This is a genomic window from Pseudomonas frederiksbergensis, from assembly GCF_001874645.1.
Classification (GTDB): domain Bacteria; phylum Pseudomonadota; class Gammaproteobacteria; order Pseudomonadales; family Pseudomonadaceae; genus Aquipseudomonas; species Aquipseudomonas frederiksbergensis_B.
In genome coordinates, this window is sequence record NZ_CP017886.1 from 5,062,144 (window position 1) to 5,083,387 (window position 21,244).

The 21,244-nt window shown below is 57.2% G+C and carries 16 protein-coding genes and 4 pseudogenes; 9 read left to right on the plus strand and 11 right to left on the minus strand.

Features of this window, described 5'->3' with window-relative positions:
• Positions 1-15 precede the first annotated feature (15 nt).
• Complete coding sequence (locus tag BLL42_RS24395) at positions 16-804, plus strand: ABC transporter substrate-binding protein (protein ID WP_071554942.1); 789 nt, start codon at positions 16-18, stop codon at positions 802-804.
• Between the two features lie 153 nt (positions 805-957).
• On the opposite strand, the gene BLL42_RS24400 is transcribed toward BLL42_RS24395, so the two are convergent.
• Positions 958-1,236, minus strand: a complete 279-nt coding sequence (locus tag BLL42_RS24400) for a DUF3303 domain-containing protein (RefSeq protein ID WP_071554944.1) — start codon at positions 1,234-1,236, stop codon at positions 958-960.
• Between the two features lie 13 nt (positions 1,237-1,249).
• On the minus strand, positions 1,250-1,480 hold the full coding sequence (locus BLL42_RS29825; protein ID WP_129586976.1) for a hypothetical protein: 231 nt from the start codon (positions 1,478-1,480) through the stop codon (positions 1,250-1,252).
• Positions 1,481-1,497: 17 nt separating this feature from the next.
• On the opposite strand from BLL42_RS29825, the gene BLL42_RS24405 reads away from it, so the two are divergent.
• Together BLL42_RS24405 and BLL42_RS24410 are read left to right on the plus strand one after the other, a co-directional pair.
• Positions 1,498-1,839, plus strand: coding sequence for a DUF190 domain-containing protein (locus tag BLL42_RS24405; protein ID WP_071554946.1), 342 nt, complete (start codon positions 1,498-1,500; stop codon positions 1,837-1,839).
• 127 nt (positions 1,840-1,966) lie between these two features.
• Positions 1,967-2,877: pseudogene (locus tag BLL42_RS24410) on the plus strand (pyridoxal-phosphate dependent enzyme).
• 10 nt (positions 2,878-2,887) lie between these two features.
• Here the strand turns inward: BLL42_RS24410 and BLL42_RS24415 are convergent.
• Complete coding sequence (locus tag BLL42_RS24415; RefSeq protein ID WP_071554948.1) at positions 2,888-3,448, minus strand: histidine phosphatase family protein; 561 nt, start codon at positions 3,446-3,448, stop codon at positions 2,888-2,890.
• 96 nt (positions 3,449-3,544) lie between these two features.
• Complete coding sequence (gene ppnN / locus BLL42_RS24420) at positions 3,545-4,918, minus strand: nucleotide 5'-monophosphate nucleosidase PpnN (protein WP_071554950.1); 1,374 nt, start codon at positions 4,916-4,918, stop codon at positions 3,545-3,547.
• A gap of 260 nt (positions 4,919-5,178) precedes the next feature.
• Between ppnN and BLL42_RS24425 the strand changes: the two are divergent.
• Positions 5,179-5,787: pseudogene (locus tag BLL42_RS24425) on the plus strand (class I SAM-dependent methyltransferase); the annotation flags it as partial.
• A gap of 134 nt (positions 5,788-5,921) precedes the next feature.
• Here BLL42_RS24425 and BLL42_RS24430 read toward each other — a convergent pair.
• Positions 5,922-6,977: an alpha/beta hydrolase family protein gene (locus BLL42_RS24430; protein WP_071554954.1), complete on the minus strand. Its 1,056-nt coding sequence runs from the start codon at positions 6,975-6,977 to the stop codon at positions 5,922-5,924.
• A gap of 666 nt (positions 6,978-7,643) precedes the next feature.
• Here BLL42_RS24430 and BLL42_RS24440 point away from each other — a divergent pair.
• Positions 7,644-8,354, plus strand: a complete 711-nt coding sequence (locus BLL42_RS24440) for a dienelactone hydrolase family protein (protein ID WP_071554956.1) — start codon at positions 7,644-7,646, stop codon at positions 8,352-8,354.
• A 243-nt stretch (positions 8,355-8,597) separates the two neighbouring features.
• Here BLL42_RS24440 and BLL42_RS24445 read toward each other — a convergent pair whose 3' ends face one another.
• Positions 8,598-9,557, minus strand: a complete 960-nt coding sequence (locus BLL42_RS24445) for a LysR family transcriptional regulator (RefSeq protein ID WP_071554958.1) — start codon at positions 9,555-9,557, stop codon at positions 8,598-8,600.
• A gap of 71 nt (positions 9,558-9,628) precedes the next feature.
• On the opposite strand from BLL42_RS24445, the gene BLL42_RS24450 reads away from it, so the two are divergent.
• Entirely contained in the window at positions 9,629-10,120 is a 492-nt protein-coding gene (locus BLL42_RS24450) for a GNAT family N-acetyltransferase (protein WP_071554960.1), read from the plus strand.
• 506 nt (positions 10,121-10,626) lie between these two features.
• On the opposite strand, the gene BLL42_RS31250 is transcribed toward BLL42_RS24450, so the two are convergent.
• From BLL42_RS31250 to BLL42_RS24475, 4 genes and pseudogenes are all read right to left on the minus strand, one after another.
• On the minus strand, positions 10,627-12,585 hold the full coding sequence (locus BLL42_RS31250) for a methyl-accepting chemotaxis protein (protein WP_071554962.1): 1,959 nt from the start codon (positions 12,583-12,585) through the stop codon (positions 10,627-10,629).
• 1,331 nt (positions 12,586-13,916) lie between these two features.
• The gene (locus BLL42_RS24465) at positions 13,917-15,611 is read right to left on the minus strand and encodes an amidohydrolase (RefSeq protein WP_071554966.1); all 1,695 of its coding nucleotides are present in this window, start codon (positions 15,609-15,611) and stop codon (positions 13,917-13,919) included.
• Between the two features lie 70 nt (positions 15,612-15,681).
• Positions 15,682-15,879 (minus strand): hypothetical protein, encoded by a 198-nt coding sequence (locus tag BLL42_RS24470; protein ID WP_071554967.1) that lies wholly within the window; start codon positions 15,877-15,879, stop codon positions 15,682-15,684.
• A gap of 101 nt (positions 15,880-15,980) precedes the next feature.
• Positions 15,981-17,269 (minus strand): annotated as a pseudogene (locus BLL42_RS24475) (serine hydrolase domain-containing protein).
• Positions 17,270-17,432: 163 nt separating this feature from the next.
• On the opposite strand from BLL42_RS24475, the gene BLL42_RS24480 reads away from it, so the two are divergent.
• Positions 17,433-18,047 carry a TetR/AcrR family transcriptional regulator gene (locus BLL42_RS24480; protein ID WP_071554969.1) on the plus strand — a complete coding sequence of 205 codons (615 nt, stop codon included), beginning with the start codon at positions 17,433-17,435 and terminating at the stop codon, positions 18,045-18,047.
• Positions 18,048-18,130: 83 nt separating this feature from the next.
• Positions 18,131-18,346: a transposase gene (locus tag BLL42_RS24485; protein WP_071554971.1), complete on the plus strand. Its 216-nt coding sequence runs from the start codon at positions 18,131-18,133 to the stop codon at positions 18,344-18,346.
• 144 nt (positions 18,347-18,490) lie between these two features.
• On the opposite strand, the gene BLL42_RS24490 is transcribed toward BLL42_RS24485, so the two are convergent.
• Positions 18,491-19,468: an IS5 family transposase gene (locus tag BLL42_RS24490; RefSeq protein ID WP_071550144.1), complete on the minus strand. Its 978-nt coding sequence runs from the start codon at positions 19,466-19,468 to the stop codon at positions 18,491-18,493.
• Positions 19,469-19,908: 440 nt separating this feature from the next.
• Between BLL42_RS24490 and BLL42_RS24495 the strand changes: the two are divergent.
• A pseudogene (locus BLL42_RS24495) lies at positions 19,909-21,239 on the plus strand (alginate export family protein).
• The last annotated feature ends 5 nt before the right edge of the window (positions 21,240-21,244 follow it).

Below are 21,244 nucleotides of genomic sequence, written 5' to 3' on the forward strand. Positions count from 1 at the left end.
AGGAGGACAATAACAATGAATAAGATGATCGCGGCGGTTTCACTGGTTTTCTTGACGGCATCCGGCTTGGCCGGCGCGGCCGACGGGTCCGGTAAAGTCTTGAGGCTGGGTATTGACCCGACGTATCCACCGTTGGAATACAAAAACCAGGATGGCACGCTGACCGGCTTTGGCGTCGACATCGCCGACGCGCTGTGTGCAGAGTTGCACGCTAAATGCGTCTGGGTTGAAAGCAGCTGGGACGGGATGATTCCAGGGCTGCTGGCGCGCAAGTTCGACGCTATCGCTTCGTCGATGACCGTCACCCCCAAGCGTCAGGAGCAGATTGCGTTTAGTGACAAGGTCTCCAACGCGCCGGCACGTTTGGTCATCAAGCGCGGATCGGACCTGCAACCGACCGTCGAGTCGCTTAAAGGCAAGCGCATCGGCGTGGAGCAGGGCTCGACCCAGGAAGCTTTTGCGAAAGCCGTCTGGGGCAAGCGGGGTGTAGAGATTCTTTCTTATCAGAATCAGGATCAGGTCTACGCCGACCTCGTGGTCGGGCGCCTCGATGCGTCGTTGCAGGGCTCGATTCAGGCCAGCTACGGGTTTCTGAATAAACCGGCGGGCAAGGACTACGAGTTTGCCGGCGGCACGCTGGACAACCCGGATTTCTTTGGCGTCGGTGACGGCATCGGCGTGCGCAAGAGTGACGTTGAATTGCGCGAAGACTTGAACAAGGCCCTGGCGACCATTCTGGCCAATGGCACGTATGCGAAGATCAACAAAAAGTACTTCGACTTCGACATCTACGGCGCGAAATAAACCCCGCTCGATACCTTCAGTGAAGCGCTGGCTACCTCAAAAGATCGCAGCCTGCGGCAGCGCCTACGCCGACCAGTGGGAGCTATACGCAAGTCCGTAGGAGCTGCCGCAGGCTGCGATCTTGGCGATCCCGCACGCGCCGAAAGTCACCGGTTACTTGCCAAGCGCCGCTGCCAGTAGCGGCGCGGCCTGTTCATCGGTCAGCGCGGGGAGAATCTCCATGGTCAGGAGGTCACTCCATTCGAGCACCCATTTCTGTATCAGTGTGACATCACTGGCCTCTGCGATACCAAAACCGGTCATGCGTCCTACGGCATGCCAGCGCCCCAGCATGGTAACGCCTGCGGGTGGCGCTCCGCCTGTCTTGAGAAAACGTTCGATTGCACTATTACGGCGTTCCGGAGTGATTGACCAACTCACGATGTAGAGCATTTGCCACCTCCTGTCAGGGGTTGGCACCTGTTTTTCTCTGCGCGCACGAGGTGGGTGCCACGACCATGGGCACGCATCGGTTTGCAGTTTGTCCCTTGGCTGGCTTGATCGAAAACTCCCATGAGAAGGCATAGCAGCCTCCTGAGTGCTGCGTATGACCGCTGATCTTCTTTCCCGCCTCTGCAACAAATTCGGGCACTTCAATATTCGGCAAGGCAGGTTTATGTTGAATCATTGAGGCCATTCAAGAGGAGATCCGTCATGAAAGGTTTTCTGGTGATTTTCTTTACTCAGCAGAACCGGCGTCATCACGGAAAAATGCTCGGTGACTGGCTTATTGATCTGGCAAAAGAAATGGGCCTGCACGGGGCCACTCTGGCAACCGGTATTGAAGGCTTCGGGCATTCCGGGAAACTGCATTCCGCGCATTTTTTCGAGATGGCCGATCAGCCCGCCGAGATTCGTCTGGCAATTACCGAAGAAGAGTGCACTCGCCTGTTTAAGCGGCTTGAGGCCGAAGACATCGCCTTGTTTTACATCAAGGCGCCGGTTGAATTCGGAACCGTGGGCAAAAGAGCCGGGCAGTCCAGTCACCAGCCTTGAGATCCCCGGGGTCTAAACTCAGGTGTACAGCCCGGTTCATGGGGCATCCCTCGAATGCGTTTTTGCCTGTTCGAATCAGCCATTGTGCCGGGTTTCCATTCATCCGATTTTTTTCAGGACGCCCGTGATGCTGCCTATCAGAACACCCTTGGTACTCCATCCGGGGCTCTCGACGCCAAGCAGGCGCATCTGGCTCAAGCTGGAAAACCTGCAACCCAGCGGTTCATTCAAGCTGCGCGGCATGGGCCTGCTCTGTACCCGAGCGGCCGAGCAAGGCATGAAGAAAGTGGTCTGTCCTTCCGGCGGCAATGCCGGCTATGCGACGGCAATGGCCGCTGCGGCGTTGGGGCTGGAAGCGAGCATTATCGTGCCGCACACCACCCCGGAAAGCACCCGGGCGCGAATCGCCAAAACCGGGGCGCAAGTGATCGTGCACGGTCAGGTGTGGGACGAGGCCAACCAGTTGGCGCTGGAACTCGCCAAGGCACCTGATACCGAATACGTGCCGGCATTCGACCACCCGACGCTGTGGGAAGGACACAGCACGATGATCGATGAAATTCTGCAGGACTGCCCTCAGGTCGACACCGTCGTGGCGTCGGTGGGCGGGGTGGTTTGCTGGCCGGGATCTTGACCGGTCTGGAACACCACGCTCGGCTGGATTGCCGGATCATCGCCTGCGAAACCGAGGGCGCAGCGTCATTCGCCGCGGCGGTCAAAGCCGGTCATCCGGTCAAACTCTCCGAAATCAACACCGTTGCCAGCTCACTCGGGGCGCTGCAAGTGGCGCAATGGCCGGTTTCGCACATCCAGCGCTTCCAGCACACGTGTGTCGTACTGACGGATGCCGACGCCATCATGGGCGTCGTCCGCTATGCCGATGACCTGCGTCAACTGGTGGAGCCGGCGTGCGGTGTCTCGCTGGCCGTCGCGTATCTGGATCACCCGGCGATTGCCGGTGCCCATGATGTGGTGATCGTCGTGTGTGGCGGGATCAGCATCAGTGCGCAGCAGGTTGCCAGCTGGCAGAGCCTTTGACGTCACGGGTTCAGAGGGGCGTCAGGCGCAATCGCCAGCGGCCGTTGTAGCGTAATTCGACGGTGGCCAGAGGTTCGACGTCAATCGTGTTGAACAGCGGGAGTGGGCATTGCATCACGTGCATCAGCGCGGCACGAATCACGAACGGGTGAGTGACGGCAAGGATGTGCCCGGGTTGGCTGCCCAGGGTCTCCAGCCACGCGGCGATCCGCTCGCACAGTTGGGCCACCGATTCACCGCCAGGCGCAGCACTGGTGCTGTCGCTCAGCCAGGCGTGCAGCACCTCGGGTTCGTCGTGTTGCAGGTCATTGATCCGCAGTCCCTTCCAGCGGCCAACATCACAATCGCGCAGGGCCGAGACAATTTCCATGTCCGCACCAAACAGAGCGGCGGTCTCTCTGGCCCTGGCTTCCGGTGCGCTGAGCAGGCGTGGCGTTCGTTTGAAACGCTTGGCCAATGAGCCTTTTTCGTTTTGCCAGTCCATTTCCACTGATTCATCCCGGGCAAAGCGCGCCAGTTTCTGGGCCGCTGTCCGGGCGTGGCATATCAGGGTCAAACGGGTGGTCTGCACGGGAAATCACTCTGGCTGTATGGGGGCAAGCGTATCGATCTGCCAAAAAAAGGCCCGGAACCGAACGGTCCCGAGCCTGTCGACGCGAGGGTGTTTTTAGCTGATGACCTGATAGCAGGGCACATACTCCGCGCCACCTGGCAGTTTCATGCGATGTTGCGCGACAAACGCTTGCAGCAGTTTGTCCAGGGGTTGCATGACCGCTGCGTCGCCGTGGATCTTGTAAGGACCGTGTTTCTCGATCAGGCGGATGCCCTTGTCCTTTACATTGCCGGCGACAATGCCGGAAAACGCTCGACGCAGGTTCGCTGCCAGTTCGTGCGGCGGCAGGTCACGGCGCAGCTGCAAGCCGGCCATGTTTTCATGGGTTGGATCGAACGGGCGCTGGAAGCCTTCGTCAATCTTCAGCAGCCAGTTGAAATGAAACGCATCGTTGCGCTCGCGGCGGAACTGCTTGACGGCCTTGAGTCCCAGCGTCATTTGCCGGGCCACCTGGGCCGGGTCGTCGATGATGATCTCGTAGTGACTCTGCGCTTCTTCGCCCAGTGTGGCGCCAACGAACGCGTGCAGCTGCTGCAAGTACGGCTCCGCGCTCTTTGGCCCGGTCAGAATCACCGGGAAGGGCAGGTCGCGGTTTTCCGGGTGCATCAGGATCCCAAGCAGGTAGAGGAACTCTTCGGCGGTGCCGGCGCCGCCCGGGAAAATGATGATGCCGTGGCCGACGCGCACGAAGGCTTCCAGGCGCTTCTCGATGTCGGGCAGGATCACCAGCTCATTGACAATCGGGTTCGGCGCTTCGGCCGCGATGATTCCAGGCTCCGTCAGCCCCAGGTAGCGGCCGTGGGTGATCCGTTGCTTGGCGTGGGAAATGGTCGCGCCTTTCATCGGGCCTTTCATCACCCCTGGCCCGCAGCCGGTGCACACATCCAGACTGCGCAGGCCGAGTTCGTGGCCGACCTTCTTGGTGTACTGATACTCCTCGCTGCTGATCGAGTGACCGCCCCAGCACACCACGATCTTCGGCTCTACGCCAGGCCGCAGGGTGCGGGCGTTGCGCAGCAGGTGGAAGACGTAGTCGCTGATGCCTTGAGACGAGCTCAGGTCGATGCGCTGGCTGTCCAGCTCGTTCTCGGTATAGACGATGTCGCGCAGGGCGCTGAACAGCATCTCGCGGGTGCTGGCGATCATCTCGCCGTCGACGAAGGCGTCTGCGGGCGCGTTGAGCAATTCCAGACGTACACCGCGATCTTGCTGATGAATGCGAATCTCGAAGTCCCGATAGGCTTCCAGAATGGTCTTGGCGTTGTCGACATGGGCGCCGGTGTTGAGGATGGCCAGGGCGCACTGGCGGAAGAGAGAGTAGATGCTGCCCGATCCGGCGGCGCTCAGTTGCTGAACTTCGCGTTGGGACAGCGTCTCCAGGCTGCCCTTTGGGCTCACCGAAGCATTGATTACGTGTCTTGCGGTCATTCGATATTCCCTGAGAACGATGTTATCGAGCCCGACAGGCTCAGTAGCATCAGGATAGTCAGTGCTGGAGCGATCGTGCTGCGGCCATCTTCTCCGGCGACCGGGCGTTAATGCAAACATCGCGAGCCGGTGCGAGCCAGATCGTTTGTTTCATGATGCACCGGACGGCCATGAAACAGGATTCCTGGCGAGTGGGCAATTGCAGGTTTTTTCAGCGGCTGCACGAACTGTAGAATTCGCAACGCTAACGCGTATTCCTTGACTTGTCTGCATGCATGCTGGCGGCAAGCCTCGCAGGTATCAGTTCAGTGAAGGTGCTGGTGGTCGGCGCGGGCGGCACGGCCCGGGAAATTCTTGCGATGGCGGCGCTGGAGGCGAACTGGCGCTTTACCGCCGTCGATCCGTCAGAGCCTATGTTGGCGGCAGCAACGCAGGAGTTGCTGGCGAACGATTTGCTGGAAAGAACGGACATCCATCTTGGGACACTCGACGACCTGCCTTCGAGCGAGTTGTACGATGCGGCCACTGTGATCGGCGTGCTTCATCATCTGGACGGGGATGATGCCAAGCGCCATCTACTGCGATCGGTTCTGGACCGTCTCAAGCCCGGTGCGCCGCTGATTCTGGCGGGGAATCATTATGCTTATGCCAGCCAGCCTCTACTGCTCGACGCCTGGGCGCAACGATGGAGACAGCAGGGCGCCCGTCCCGATGAAGTCAAAGCCAAGCTGGATAAAATGCTTCAAGGCGCTGACCCACCTCACTCAGAGGCAGCGGTTCAACAGGTGCTGCACGACACGGGATTTGGAGACGCAACCCGCTTCTTTTCCAGTCTGTTCTGGGGCGCGTGGCTGGTCCGCAAAACTTGACGAAAGATGTCGCTGAATGTCCGCGTCCGACCCAGCGCGGTCATTCCTAGCCAGCCGATATGACAGATTACGCGGGCGCGGAAACGGCTCCGGCGGTGTTCTTGCCGAACACCGGCAACCCTGATACTGATGGTTTACAAAATGTCCTCTCTGTTGCCAGATGACTGCGCCAGAAACTCGATGATCAGCGCTGTGATCTGCTGTTGGATCAACCCACGTGGGCGGCCGTTGTCGCCATCTCCGCAGATGATGCCATCGCCTGGTACTGCTTCTTCGAGCAATGCCACCGCGCCAGGTTTGCACACCGACATGAAGCTGAAGTGGCTTGCGTCGCCGATTTCGACGTAACGGCTTGACGCTTGGGGCAGGCGTTTGGCCAAGTTGGCGGACTCCAACTGAGCGGGAAGCTCTTGCGACGGTACGCCGGCAGCGATCACTAGCGCTGGTACCGGCAGCGCCGCAAGGCTTTCATCGGTCAGCCCGCGTGAAAGGCCCAGGTCCAGTGTAACCACAGCGGTGACGCGTTTATCGCGCAAATCGGCGGCCAACCCGGCCTTCAATGCTGAGGTGCTTGCGGGGTTCATCTGTTGATAAACGGTGCAACTGGACAACTGCGGGTGGGCTTTGCAGTCACGGGCGAATCGGTCTGGATCGAAACGAGCACCGACGATCTCCATGGCGGTCCAGCCGCCCAGTGAATGGCCCACTACAGCAATTCGGCGCTTCGCGACCAGGCCAAATTTTTCAGGTTGAGTCGTGACCGCTTCAATGGCTCGGCTCAGATCGACGGGCCGCTGCCATAACTGCGCCGCTGCTTGAGGGCTACGGTCACGGCTAGTGGTGCCGGGGTGGTTGACCGCGGCGACGATGTAACCCTTATGGGCCAGAGCACTGGCAAGCCAAGTCTGGTTGCCCCAGTTGCCCCCGAAACCGTGGGAGAGCACCACCAATGGGTGTTCGCCGGCAGCCGGTGGCGTGTCACGAACGGCAGAAGCACCGACAAACACCGCATTATCGGCGATCAATTGCGTGGTGGCGGTAGTTGCACTGGGGTACCAGACGACCATCTCCAGCGCGCGGTCATTGTGCGTGTCCAGCAGCGTGGAGGACTGGAAGCCGACAGGGTTATCGTCAGCGAGTGCGCTGGCAGTCAGGCAGATCAGAAACAGGGCGCCGAAAGCTGTTTTCATTGTCGTTATCTTCCTTGATCAGACAAGCGCATAGCAATCTGAAGCAGGCTGTTGGGCCCATCTCGTATGCGGTCGAAACCCAATGTTGGGCACAGGTGAGTTGCACGGACATTAAAGCCCACATTCGCGCCGACGCGCATGACTTTCATTGTTAGCTCAACCGTTCGGTGAGCGGCGCTCTGGCGCCAAGGTGAAACGCCCGCTTCTGGCCGGATAGCGACGGTTTAGCTGCGACCGTCGCTGGGGAATTACACCTCCGTCTGCTCAGCCATTTCCAGGGCATCATCGACCTCGATGCCCAGGTATCTGACGGTGCTTTCAAGCTTCGTATGCCCAAGCAAGAGTTGGACTGCTCTCAAGTTCTTTGTCCTGCAATAGATCAACGACGCCTTGTGTGTGGTGGTCGCTAACCGACCCTGAGCAGCCATCTGCCCCTTTGACCATGTGGCGTCCGCTTAGCAACTTGCAGCTGTCACTGGTCTGAGCTTGAACAGAGCACAAGTTTGCATGTCAAGCAGTTGGGGACTATAAATCTGTCATCAATATCTATGTTATGCGGACACCACTGTCCGTAAAAATATTGCTAGGCCCGTTCCCACAGCAGGTTGCGTTCGCAGGACGAACGACGCTGTGGGGTAGAATCACAATGCGCTGAAGGAGGCGCCCATGCTGAGTGTTTTCCCCCGGTTCCTCGTATCCTTGCTTGCGGCCGTTTCATTGTGCGCGGGGGCTCAGGACCCTGGTCCAAAACAGCAAGAGTTCCTACCAAAGTCAGGTAGTGGACGCGTCGTCGTCCTTGTTTCTGGCCAAACAGGCATGCCTGGCTACGCGATGACCGCGCAGCAGATCGCCGACGCTGGTTTCGATGTCGTTCTGGTCGACGGCAATGAATTCTGGATCAAAGACACGAGCCGTGCCGGGAACATGCTCAAAGAGGTGATTACGCGGGCTCAGGCGGGTGCGCACGCGCTGCCAGGCAAGGTGGGCGTCGTTGGCTATTCGCTCGGCGGAGCGACCGCGCTGACCTACGCGGCACGGATGCCAGAGCTCGTCGCAGCGGTCGTTGTAGGCTATCCGTACACCGCGTTCATCAAGGCCCCAGCCGACTTTGTCGCCAAGATCAAGGTTCCAGTGCAAATGTTTGCCGGTACGGCAGACACCTACAAGGATTGCTGCCGAATCGAAACGGCGCGCCAACTCGCCAACGCTGCCAAGGCAGTTTCCCCACCCATGCTGACGCTGCATGAGTACGACGGCGCCGGTCACGGGTTCAACTTGGCCACGGCCGCGCGTAAGGATCAGGCCGCCGGCCAGGACGCAATCAAACGGACGATCGCACAGCTGAAACAAGCATTGCCGGCGGAAGGAGCGAAGTAGCAACGGTGCGAGGCGTGTCAAGTGCGCCCTGATCACTCATTCAACCGGACGCGCCAATTCATGCCATTAACTTGGCAAGCGTCGGTGGCGGCGCGCCGGTTAACTTGATCGTTAACGGCAGCTTTCTAGTTAACATCGGCCGTTCATCGACTGAATAATTGAAGCTCCCATATGTCGGCTCCTGGCCGATTTCTGCCTGTCACGACTGACCGAAATCGACCAGAAGCAGTCACTCAGCGCGCGTCACAACGCACTCAAGGTCGCTAGCATTTGCTTGCGCACCCATCGGTGCGCGGCGGAGCTTGAATACTGCTTGTTGGACAACAAGCCGAGCGTATAGCACGGCGCTTCGAACGGTGCGGGATGAACTACCAACGAAGCAGCACGGCTGAATGGAAGTACTGCCCGGCGGGGCAGGGTGAAAAGGAAATCTGTACTGGCGACTATGTATGGAGCAGCCAATACGCTGGGCAGCTGCACCGCTACATCGCGATGCAATCCCAGGCGGGCGAGCGCCATGTCAATCACACTGCCCGCGTCGCTCCAGGGTAGCGCGGCGATATGTCGTTCGCCGAGATACTGGTCAAGTGACAAGACTTTCTTAATTCGCGGATGGCCTTTGCGAACAGCCACAACGTAGTCATCGGTAAAACAGTCGAGCACCTCCAGGCCTTCAAACCCAACCTCCTGGTCATGTCTTGCATCAAGCACGAAGTGCACGCGGCCTTCCCTCAGGTCCGTCAGGCATTCCTGCCGAGTCAGGTAAAGCACCTTGATCCGCAGTGCTGGTGCCACTTTCTCCAGCCTGGCGATCAAAGGTGTCAGCAACGCGTACACGGCGTAGTCGGTCGCTGCGAATACGAATGTCTGCGTGGTAGTTGCCGGGACAAACGGCTCGGCGCCGGTCAGTTGATCTGAGAGGATGCGAAGCGCATCAGCGACGCCTGCTGCTATCTGTTCTGCTTGGGCAGTAGGCTGCATCGAATTACCAGAGCGGACGAAGAGTTCATCAGAAAGCGAATCGCGTATCCGCGAAAGAGCATGGCTACATGCAGAAGGGCTGATCGCAAGCTCATCCGCAGCAGCCACGACGCTTCGGTGCCGATAAATCGCGTCAAAAACAAGCAGAAGATTCAGATCAAGGCGGCGGAGAACGGAGTGCATGAACTTCATTACAACCTGAGTAAATTGCAGTACCTGCATTCTGCGCTTTCTCTAACATAGTGTCTCCCGTCTCCCGTCTCCCTCAAGACCACTCTACATCAGGAACTGAAATGTCCACGCTCAGCTTTCGTCATGCCGCGCTGTCAGACGCTCCCCGCTGCTACCAAATCGAGTCTTGTGCATACGAAGGCGACGAAGCAGCTACTCAGGAGAAAATTACGACACGCATTGCCCAGTATCCGCATGGCTTTTTGATTATGGAGGATGCTGGTGAGGTCGTCGGTTTCATCAACAGTGGCTGCGCCCATAATGTGGTGATGTCCGATGAGGCCTTCAAGGAACTGGTGGGGCATTCAGCCGCTGCGCCGAACGTGGTGATCATGTCAGTGGTGATTGATCCAGCGAAGCAGGGCAAGGGTTACTCCACACTGATGATGGGCGAGTTCGTCCAATGCATGAAAGCGCTGGATAAGAAGACCATCCACCTGATGTGTAAGGAGCGCCACGTGGGGCTGTATCAGCGAATGGGCTATCGCTACGTTCAGCCCTCGCCTTCTAACCACGGTGGAATGTCCTGGCATGAGATGTTCATGGAACTCTAGTGCCAGAGTCGGGCGGCGTATCCTTCGAATGCGGGCATAGCTCGCCCACCACCGTCCGCTTCATTGGGTCGATTTCGGTCAGCCGTGACAGGTTGGAATCGGCCAATAGCTGCCAGTCACGAAAGGCTGCTTTCGACCCATTGCAGCCAGTCGCTACAGGCGGAAATCGGCCAAAAGTGGGCATCCTCACGAGCGGCCAGTGGCACCTTGGGATTGAGCTTGGTGACGGTGGCTCACTGGTGCATGCTCAGTACAACTGCGCGGCAGCTCCCACACTCCGGGTCGCCACCATCATGAGCAATATATGGCCGGTAAAGATGCGTTTACCCCCAGTTCGCCTAGCCAACCGATGCATTCACGCTCCAGTGTTCTTCGGTCATTGCATATCCTTACAGCACGCCATGGCTTCATGCCAATGCTTTAACCGCGGAGCAAACTTAGGTCGAACTCCTCACGCCACCTGTCGAACTCCAGGCGGCCACCCGGCTGAGAGCTAGCGCCGGCGGCTATAGGCGGAAGCGCAGCACCAGGGCTTGCTGGTTGTTGGCCACTTGCTGCAGGTGCTCGCCACTGCTGCGGGTATGAGCCGCATTCTGCCGGTTGTCGCGGGTCATGTCGTGCAGGCGGTGCATGTGCTGATTCACTTCCTGCGTGGTTCCGGCCTGTTCATTCGCGGCGACGGCGATCTGCACGGCGAGGGCGTGCACGCCTTGCAGGGAGTTGTCCAACTGGCTGAGCGAGGTCAGCACGACCTGGGTTTCACGCTCCAGCGTATGTGCTTGTTCGGCCGAGGCCTGCATCGCCTGCCGGGCTTCCGTGGAAGAGCCTTGCAAGGTGATGGTAATGGCGACGATTTCTTCGGTGGCGCTGCTGGTGCGTTGAGCAAGGTTGCGCACCTCGTCGGCGACCACAGCAAAGCCACGGCCTTGTTCGCCGGCGCGCGCGGCTTCGATAGCAGCGTTGAGTGCCAGCAGATTGGTTTGTTCGGCAATGCCGCGGATCACCGCGAGCACGGTGCCGATTTGCAGGGCGTCGCTGGTCAGATTGTCGACCACTCTGCCGGCCCGACCGATGTCGTTCAGCAAGCGTCCCTGCTGGCCGATCATCTGTTGCAGGGTGCCTTGCATCTCGCCAAAGGCACCACGTGCGGCGCTGCTGCCGTGCGCACTGTCGGCGGCGTTGCGGGCGATCTCTTGCACCGTGCAAGACATTTGCTCAACGGCGTTGACGACCATTTCCAGCGACTCTTGCTGCAGGTCGAGGCGTTCGCTGGTTTGCCCGGCGGCGCTTAGAATGTCGCTGCTGGCCTGACCGACGTCCTGGCTGGATTGGCGCAGACGTTCAATCACATCGCGCCAGGCCTGGGCCATTTCATGCAGGGCCAGCATCAAGCCGGCCTGTTGTCGTTGTTCGGTCGGCAGGTTCAGCTCGCCTGCGGCCAAGCGACGGGCCAGTGCGGTCATATTGCTCGGCTCGCCACCCAGCGGGCGCATCACACTGCGGCTGACCAGCCAGGTGGCGATGGCAACGGCGGCGACGGTCAGCAGTCCGAGCAGCAAGACTTGCCACATCAGCTGATGTACCGGGGCAAACGCCTGGGCCTGATCCATTTCGGCAATCAAGGCCCAATGGTTGTCATCAAAGGCGACAGGGACAAACACTTTCAGCGCACTATTGCCGTCCAGCCCCGGTTCGGCGATGCGTCCCTGTTGGCCCGCCAGGGCATTGCTGACGGCACTGCCAGTGAGGCTGACTTGCGCATTGAGGCTACGGTTGACCTGGTGTTCAGGGAAACGTGCCGAGTCCGAACGCAGGGCGGCATCGCTGCCGACCAGGTAAGTTTCGCCTTTTTCACCCAGGCCCTGGCGGGTTTGCATCACGTTATTGAGCGGGCCGATGGGTAACTCCAGAACCAGGGTCATTTGCAGCACGCCGTTCGACATGACGGGGGTGGCCAGATATTGGGTCGGCTCCTTGCTCAGCGGGTTGTACTGCAGGTCGCTGATCAACAGTTTGCCGCTATCGCGGCTTTGCTTGACCAGGCGCGCCAGCAAGGTATCACGCAGGCTGTCTTCGCCGAGCTTGTGCTGGTCGTCACTGCCGCCCTGCAGACTGAGCATGACGGTGCCATCGGGCATGATCAGTTTCAGCTCGCGGTAACCAAAGGTTTTGATAAAGTTTTGAAACACCGGGCGGTCGTAGAGGGCGGTGCTGATCAGCGCGGTGTCGTCCAGTCCCTGGTAGCTGTTGCTCAGATTACTGGCCAGGGTGCTGATCTGGTTGCGCCGTTCCTGCCAGTTATCCAGCAATTGCTGCTGTTTGATATGGGCAACCGCCTCGAGGGCGTTCAGCGTCTGCTCGCGCAGGGCGGTACTGGCTTGTTGATAGACCGTAAAGGCCATGCCCAGAACCGGGATCAAGCCTATCAGCAGGTAGCTTAGGGCTAACTTCAAGCGTAACGGCATGTTCAACGACTCCGCGGGTAGAAAGGTTACAGGTCAGGGTGTTTGTTAATTATTCTGCAAGAAGTGTGCAAATTATCGAACACAATGAGTTGGCTTGGGCTTCTGAGATCGCTGATCTGGTTTGTAGAGCGGGCCGGACGGTGAGGGAGGTGAATCGACACTGGTTTCGTAGACAACTCCAAGCGTTACAGCAAGGCGCTGCAAGAGACAGATCGCCTGGGATTTCTCAGACGGAATCGACAGGCTGCTTTTGGCCGAGGCTGTGTAAAAACGTTTTAGAGCAGGTTTGACGGTCAGAACCAGAACGAAAATCGCGTTCCTACGCAAATTTCAGGTCTGCTGACTAGCCAAGTGCTGGCAGATTTTACGTAGCAACGCAGACTTCCAAACGGTGTCTGCGTTTTTACACACTCTGGGCCGTTTGCTGTCTGTCCTCTCGACCGGAGTGGGTCGAGGCTGTGTGAAAACGTTTTAGAGCAGGTTTGACAGTCAGGACTGGAACGAAAATCGCGTTCCTACGCAAATTTCCGGTCTGCTGATTAACCAAACACTGGCAGATTTTACGTAGCAACGCAGACTTCAAAACGGCGCATGCGTTTTCACACAGCCTGGGCCGATAGCGGTCTGATTTCTCCAACGATTCGCCTCCGCCCCGTGTGATCCGTCAGATGCCTACCAGTAGCATGTCAAAGCCATGCAAGCTCAACCTGACCCTATGAGTGTTATTATGAGCTAGGGGGGTTAGCTGGTCCCTAATTAGGGACTGCTCCTGCCAAGCGTGGTGCTGCGCCATTCCGCCAAGCTTCAGATTCAGAGCTTGGTCCCACCAAAACCTCTGGGGTGGGATAAGGTCGCTGAGACCCACGCCCCTGTGCGACCATGGCTGTGGACGGGAGCCTCGGTGGTTTATAGGGAAGTTAGCGAGTTTATGTTTAAAGCATAAACTCGCTAACTTCCCTATATTTCCCTCAGTGTGCGGCCCGCACGAATGGAAACCTTCGATCGCTCTGGTAGGTGCTGCGCGTGCCTGCCCCTTACGCTCGAACCTTCATATGGGGGATATGTACTTGTTTGCGCCGATGCCGAATTGACCCACGTGCCGAGATTTTACTGAGCCCCTCTGATTTCTTGCGAACCAATGCCCGTGCTGCATTTCGTTAGATTGGACTTGGGTCAGTCTTTAGTCGGCGCTTGGATGAATTCGGCATCGGCGCCAACAGATTCCTTATAGGCGGTTATGCAAAGTGCTCCACAGATGAGTAGCTGCACGTGATTTGTAGGTGCGTTTTAACTCGCCGCTTGTCGTGTACGACAAGCGGCGATGGAGGGCGTTAAAAGCTATCTGATTGGTGAGATATCACCCCGTTCATCATGGTAAGCAAAACGTTGGTCTTGCCGATGTCATGAGCGTTCTGTTCGAAGAGGTCGTTCTCGAGAATGATCATATCAGCCCGCTTTCCTACCGTGATTGAGCCGATCTCGTGCTCCATCCGTAATTGATAAGCGCCGTTGATCGTGTACGCCGCAATCAGTTGTGGAATGCTGAGTTTTTGACTGGCCTCAGGCATCACCGGGGCATCGGGCTCACCGGAGAGCTGGCGAGTATGGCCGCATTCGATATGCTCCACCGGTCGGTGCTGGCAACGACATTGGCAAGCGAGCCCATCCATGCCGATGGAGACCGTCACACCCTGTTCGATGAAGGTGCGGAACTTGTACATCGAACTCCACCGCTCATGACCATAGGACTTCAGGATCGCCTTGGTGTAGGCGTCAACCACGCCCCATTGTAGCTGGGTGTTGGCGATGACGCCGATGCGCCGGAAACGAGGAATGTCATCGGCATGTGTCAGGAACGCATGGGTGATGACGTGGCGGCGATCCCGCGCTGGGTTGAGCTCATTGGTTTCTTCGAACACGTCCAGGGCAAGACGCACGGCAGCGTCTCCCACGCAGTGGACCATTACATCAATACCGTGGGCATCCGCTTTGCGTACATGCTGCGCGAATTCGTGAGCAGGGATGACCGTCGAGCCGCGGGTCTCTGGCTTGTCCGTATAGGGCTCCAAGAGATAGGCCGTATGGTTCACCTCGGTACCATCCAGCATTAGCTTCAGCACTTGGGCCTTGACCAGCGGGCTGCTGTAGCGCTCGCGAAGGTCAAGCAACGCATCGACGGGATCTGCGGTTGAACCAAGGTTGATGTAGCTTCCGGTCACCCTCAGCTTGAGCCGTTTTTCGCGCTCCATGTGTTGCAAGGTCTCGTATAGCAACGACTGATCGCCGCTCGGATCCAGAAAGCCTGCGTCGAAGACGGTAGTGATACCCGCAGCGACCAGTTTTTCCTGCCATACAGAGATCGAGCGCAGATAGAGATCGATACCCGTGGGCAGGTAACCGGCTGCGCTGATTCTGCTCATCAGCAACGAGTAAGCCGCACCGTCGACGATCAAACCTGTCGGTTCGCCAGTGACCGGGTCTTTCTCGAACCAGCTGGCGCCTTCTTCAACCGGCGGTGTATGCCGGTCTATTTCGGCTATCTCCAGCGCCTTGGAGTTGACCCACATGGAGTGGTAGTCGGTTGACAACAGGCAGACTGGCTTGTCCGGGCAGATGGCATCGAGTGTCTCTTTGCACAGCAACTCTGCGGGCATCAGTGCTTGAATCCAGCCCATTCCGGTGATGGCTTTTTCGTCGGGATGCTCGTCGACATAGTGCTTGAGCGCCGCGAGGACCTCCTGAGGATCCTCGTGATTGACGAAGGCCTGAAAGGCAAAGGCCGTGGTGGAAAAATGCCAGTGCGACTCGACGAAACCCGGCAATACCAAGCGTTGTTGGGTATCGATCAGTCGAGTCTGGGCGCCGGCGAACGTCATGACCTCCAGATCATTCCCGACATAGATGATCCGCTCACCTTGGATGGCTACTGCGCTTGCCCAGGGTTGGTGCTGATCGACGGTGTAGATTTTTGCGTTGTAGAGGATGTAGTCGGCCAACGCGACTTGGGAAGATGCGGTCAGTGTCATTTTTTGTGCCTCTTTGGACGGGTTCTACAGGGATAAGCAACGCCAGAGAGACCTGACGCTGCGACCAGGCTCAATAACCAGTGCGGATCATGTTCCAGGTCCGGGTGCGGATACGTTCGGTAGCCATTGGGATTGGTCTAATGGGGTAAAGCATCGACAGCTTGTCTTCAGGAATGTACATATTGGGGTTGTGACGAATGGCCGGAGCGATCAAGTCGGTAGTGCCTTTATCCACGTTCGGATAGCGGATGTAATTGCTCGCCTTCATCGCCAAGCTCCTGTTTTTGTTTTTTTACAGAGCAGAAAGTGGTGCACCGCGCACAGGTATCTCGCCTCAAGAGCTTGGCGGATACCGGTTGAGTGCTGTTGTTATCGTGCGAGTGGCTTGGCCCGCAGCCTGGCTGCCAGCGCCCGCATCAAGCGCACGCTGTCGGCGTCGAAATCACTGACCGCGTCGGGCAGCGAAGACTGTTTGACGATCACTGTCTGCGAAGGGAAATCGATGAACAGGTACTGGCCATGAATGCCGCCGGCCATGATCGCCTGGCTGTGATCGTTGAATACGTACCACTGGCTGCGATAGGAGGCGCCGGGAGTCCAGGAGGCGAACTCGGCGTTGTCTGCATAAATGGCAGGGTCGGCGCCGTCGGCAATGGCCGCTACGACAGCCGCGGGCAATAGTTGTGTCTGTGCGTGTTGACCTTCACGAATCAGCAGACGGCCAAAGCGCGCCATATCACGCAAGGTCGCGTTGAAGCCTGCGCCGGCGGTGCTGCGACCCCAGGGGTCGGCCAGGAAATAACCATCGCGTTCGCAGCCCAGTTGCGACCAGATTCGCTCCAACAACTCGTGGCAGGAGACGCCAGTAACTCGCTCCATCACCCAAGCGAGGGCCTCGGTGGTCGCGCTGCAGTAATGGAAGAAACCACCGTGCTCGCCACGTTTACCCAAGGAGGGCAAATACTGGTACAGGGACTCGACGTGCCTGTAGGCCTCAGGCGCCGGCCGCAAGCCGCAGGCGTAGCCATACTGCGAACTCTCAGAGGCGGGGTCGTCGTATTTTTCGGCGTACTCGATACCCACGGCCATATCGAGTAGCTGACGAACCGTTGCATCGCCAAAGGCGCTGCCCGCGAGTTCTTCAACGTAACTGCCGGCCAGACGCTGCGAATCGAGTAACCCTCCATGAATCAATTGCTCCGCCAGGGTTCCGATCAGCGACTTGGTGACCGAAAACATCAGGTGGCGGTCTTCGGCGGTTTGCCCATTGAAGTAGCGTTCGTAGAGAACGTCGTCACCTTGCATGATGAGAAAGCCATCGGTGGAACTGGCATGCAGGTGTTCGGCCAAACCGATGGAAAGCCCGCAGGTGCTTTCGAAGTAAAAATCGTCCAGATCGAGGGGTTTGTCTGTCAATTCCTCGACCTGCCTCCGTCCTGCGGAGACGGTAATCGTCGGGCGTATCTGTTGAAGGCTACGCAGTCCCCAGCGGTTGAAGGGCGGAGCCATCCAGTTGTGCCACGTCACTCGTTTTTCTACGACTACCGGAAAGCCCTGCATGAAGGGCGTTTCTTGGGGGGGGCCAAGAGTTCCTCATGGGCTTTTGCGTAGAGGGCTCCGAGGCGTGATGCAGTGCTTTGTGCGTATAGCTTGCTCATTGTAGCTTCCAGCTTGGGTGCTCTGCGTGACAGCAGATGTAGCCAAAATTTTTGTCATGATAAATTGTTTTAGTCAATAAGATATTTTTGATTTAAATAAATACGCTATGATCGGACTGTCCAACGGACGCGATGATTGACCGGTGAAACGAAGGAAGACGATGTGAGTGGATTGCGTGAAAAGCAGAAGGCGATGCGTCGCCAAGCGATAAGCGAAGCGGCTGTGCGGCTATTTGAAAAGCAGGGTTATCAGGACACGACAGTCGAGCAGATCGCTCGGGAAGCCAATGTATCCGCTCCTACGGTGTTTACTTATTTTGGCTCCAAGCAGGAAATACTGTTGGAGATGCTGCGTGAAGGTGATCGGATCGCCTTGGGCAATGCGCGTGCGCAAATGTCGAAGTTTGACAACCCCGTTGAGGCACTCTGCTACCTGAATAAGCAAATAGTCGACTACACATTCGCCACGCTGCGCCCATCACTGTGGCGTGAGATCTTGCCGATGGTGCTCATAGGAGGTGGGGATAATGGCTTGCCCGAAGCTTACAAAAACGTCAATGACGCCCTGATGGCTGAGGTCAGTGCGCTGCTTCAAGAGCTAAAAGACGAGGGCAAAATACGGACGGATCTCGATGTTGATCTGGCAGCCTTTCTGTTCAACGACTATTCGCATTTACAGCTACTTCGGCTGACGAGTCAGGAGCCTATGGATCTCGATGCATATGCCCAGCAGGTCCGCCGGATAACGACACTAATATTCCAAGGAATGAGGCCGTAACTGGCGCCTTTCGACCTATTCCGTTGAGTAACCTCGGTGCATGAACCAGGTGAAACTGCTTCAGCACTATGGAACTCGCCGCAATGATGGGACGTCAGCCAGCCGACCAGACTCCTCTGTTTTACGCCTTCAACCTCGACGATTATGTTCCGGCCACTCATCTGCTTCGAGGTATCGATCAGTTTCTCGACCTGAGCGAACTGCAAGAACACCAGGTTCCGCACTACAGTCACACCGGTCGCTCCTCGATCAATTCAGCACTGAGCATTCGTATGCTGATCGTGGGGGCTACTGCTTAGGGAAGGTCTGAAGTAGTCAGCGATTTTTGATGCCCTCGTTGGTAGAGGTTCAAAAAACGCTGGCTGGTCAGAAATCAGACCTTTCCTATTCTTAACTCATCGTTTCACCCTTGAGCGACGCCTTTTCAAGGCGCTTTTCCCGCATTACAGGCGCATCTCTCCCGCGACCAGCAGCCGTTTTCGCATCATCCACAGGTTCGACAGGGCAAATAGCGTGGCCTGTTGCGCGGTGTTTTTCATCAGGCCGCGAAAGCGCACTTTCGTATAGCCAAACTGACGCTTGATCACTCGGAATGGATGCTCAACCTTCGCCCGGACTTGTGCTTTCGCATATTCGATTTTGCGCCGCAGGCGCCCGATCAAACTCTTTTTCGCGTGTTTTTTATAGCTGCTGGGCCGTGCGGCAATCGACCAGATCATCTTGCGATTCTGATGCTCAGGACGCTTGTCCACACCGGTGTAACCGGCATCGCCAGACACGTATGATTCCTCGCCATGCAGCAACTGATCGACCTGCGTCACGTCCGCCACATTGGCCGCCGTGCCCACCAGGCTATGCACCAAACCCGACTCGGCATCGACGCCGATATGCGCTTTCATCCCGAAGAAATACATGTTCCCCTTCTTCGTCTGATGCATTTCGGGGTCGCGTTTACCCTCTTTATTCTTGGTCGAACTCGGCGCATGAATGATCGTCGCATCGACCACCGTACCTTGGCGCAACATCAGGCCACGGTCGCCCAGATAACCGTTGATGACCTGCAAAATCCCGCCGGCCAACTCATGTTTTTCCAACAGACGTCGGAAGTTGAGGATCGTGGTTTCATCGGGAATCCGATCCAGATGCAGCCCCGAAAACTGGCGCAGGATAGTGGTCTCGTACAGCGCTTCTTCCATCGCCGGATCGCTGTAGCCGAACCAGTTCTGCATCAGATGAACCCGCAACATCGCCATCAATGGATACGCCGGACGACCACCTTCGCCTTTCGGATAATTCGGCTCGATCAAGGCAATCAGACCCTTCCAGGGCACGACCTGATCCATCTCGATCAGGAAACGCTCGCGGCGGGTCTGCTTACGTTTGCCGGCGTACTCGGCATCGGCGAAGGACATCTGTTTCATCGGGGCTCAACCGTCGTGTTCGGATCAGGCGGCTATTTCACCAAATCTGAAAGTCTTTTTCAGAGTTTCCTTAGGCATTCGCGTGTAGCTGCGGTTATCTTTGGCTTTCGAAAAGCTCAATGGCGGCTTTGCTGATAGCGCGGCGGCATATTTCCTTCAGTTGCTCTCGTAGCCCGCTCACTCACGTGTCCTTTCTCTAGATTTCTCGATTAGGCATGAGTGCAACGCTTTTCCATTCCAAAATAAAAATATTTTATTGACTTAAATATTTTATGGTGTAAATAATTGTTTCGGGGCAATGGTCCTCCCAAGGACCAGCGCGCCATCATAGTGAGCATTCCAATAGATCGAACAGCTCGACAATTTTTGTCCGGCTGCTAGGGCGCTCTCGCGCCTGAAAAACTGCCCTTCACCAACAAAACCAATAGCTGGAGCAGTCTATGATTCACCCAGAGCGACCCCTTCGTCGTGTGTGCTTCTTGGCGTTACCTCTTTTTAGTGCGGTTGCCCACGCGGGTTACCAGTTTGAGGACGGCGACCTCAAAGGTGAGCTGACCCTACTAGGTGGCGCTGCCGTCATCGATAGCCACAATGCCAATTTCGGATTGGGGCGCGTAGATTTGCGGACCGGGGAGGTTGGAAAACAAAACAACAGCTGGCAAGAGTATTACGTCAAACCGGGCCTCACCCTGGAGTACAAGGTCAATCCCGACTTCTCTGTATTGGCGGGTGGCTCCTTCGTCGCGTCGTCGACGCAAGGGGACGGTGATCCGGGAGGCTATACCCGCGCTGGTGACGGCTCCTCTGCGATTGAGGAGGCATTTACCGGATTTCGAGCTGGGGACTGGAAGCTCACCGCAGGTCGGCAAAACTATACCGTAGGCAACGGTTTTATCGTCATGGACGGTAACCTCGACAGTTTTGGCGAGGGCGACTATTGGTCAGGTCCACGTACGGCATTTCGTGACTCGGCGATCCTCGGTTGGCAGCACGAAGGTATAAGTGCCCAAGCCTTCAGCCTACGTACTGACGATCATCTTGGGGACGTCCGTATGAGCGGCGCGAACCTGGATTACACAGTCCCTGGTACTGCTACTTTGGGGGCGATGGCATTCAAGGTGAAGTCGCTGGATGACGATCTGAATCAGGTCGTTGCGCGTGATGGCATGCAGGTCTACAACCTGCGTGCATTGAACGTGAAAGTTCCAGGAGCGACCGCGCTGACACTCAATGGCGAATACGCCATTGAGCGAGGAAGTGGGAAGGGCGTTACCTATGATGCCGATGCCTGGTACCTGGGAGGCGATTATTCATTTGACTCATTGCCCATGCAGCCAGTTTTTGGCTATCGCTACGCGAGCTTCTCTGGGGACTCCGATCTTTCGGATAACAAGCAAAAGAGCTGGGACCCTCTGAGCAAAGGCTTCACCGAGTGGGGCACTTGGTTGATTGGAGACGTGGTGGGGAACTACCTGTTGTATAACAGCAACGAAGATGTACATACCTGGCGTCTGAAGGGTCATGTCACCGACACGGTCACTGCTGGGGCGCTTTATTACCAGTTCAGTCTTAATGAAAAAATTATCTCGGATCGCCAGTAGACAGCAAGCGTTTTGCCGATGAAACCGCTCTTTACTTAGAGTGGACACCGACGCCGCAGATTTACACGTCGCTCGCCTACAACTTTGTGAAGCCGCAAGCAGCGGCCAAGCAAGCCTTGGGCAAAGACAACTTCGATGCCCTCGAACTGTACGTCACCTACCGGTACTAAGTATC

Bases quoted from the DNA above. Each gene is read 5' to 3' on its own strand.
- BLL42_RS24395 (WP_071554942.1), top strand. From the start codon at position 16: ATGAATAAGATGATCGCGGCGGTTTCACTGGTTTTCTTGACGGCATCC.
- BLL42_RS24400 (WP_071554944.1), bottom strand. From the start codon at position 1,236: ATGCTCTACATCGTGAGTTGGTCAATCACTCCGGAACGCCGTAATAGT.
- BLL42_RS29825 (WP_129586976.1), bottom strand. From the start codon at position 1,480: ATGGCCTCAATGATTCAACATAAACCTGCCTTGCCGAATATTGAAGTG.
- BLL42_RS24405 (WP_071554946.1), top strand. From the start codon at position 1,498: ATGAAAGGTTTTCTGGTGATTTTCTTTACTCAGCAGAACCGGCGTCAT.
- ppnN (WP_071554950.1), bottom strand. From the start codon at position 4,918: ATGACCGCAAGACACGTAATCAATGCTTCGGTGAGCCCAAAGGGCAGC.
- BLL42_RS24430 (WP_071554954.1), bottom strand. From the start codon at position 6,977: ATGAAAACAGCTTTCGGCGCCCTGTTTCTGATCTGCCTGACTGCCAGC.
- BLL42_RS24440 (WP_071554956.1), top strand. From the start codon at position 7,644: ATGCTGAGTGTTTTCCCCCGGTTCCTCGTATCCTTGCTTGCGGCCGTT.
- BLL42_RS24445 (WP_071554958.1), bottom strand. From the start codon at position 9,557: ATGCAGGTACTGCAATTTACTCAGGTTGTAATGAAGTTCATGCACTCC.
- BLL42_RS24450 (WP_071554960.1), top strand. From the start codon at position 9,629: ATGTCCACGCTCAGCTTTCGTCATGCCGCGCTGTCAGACGCTCCCCGC.
- BLL42_RS31250 (WP_071554962.1), bottom strand. From the start codon at position 12,585: ATGCCGTTACGCTTGAAGTTAGCCCTAAGCTACCTGCTGATAGGCTTG.
- BLL42_RS24465 (WP_071554966.1), bottom strand. From the start codon at position 15,611: ATGACACTGACCGCATCTTCCCAAGTCGCGTTGGCCGACTACATCCTC.
- BLL42_RS24470 (WP_071554967.1), bottom strand. From the start codon at position 15,879: ATGAAGGCGAGCAATTACATCCGCTATCCGAACGTGGATAAAGGCACT.
- BLL42_RS24485 (WP_071554971.1), top strand. From the start codon at position 18,131: ATGATGGGACGTCAGCCAGCCGACCAGACTCCTCTGTTTTACGCCTTC.
- BLL42_RS24490 (WP_071550144.1), bottom strand. From the start codon at position 19,468: ATGAAACAGATGTCCTTCGCCGATGCCGAGTACGCCGGCAAACGTAAG.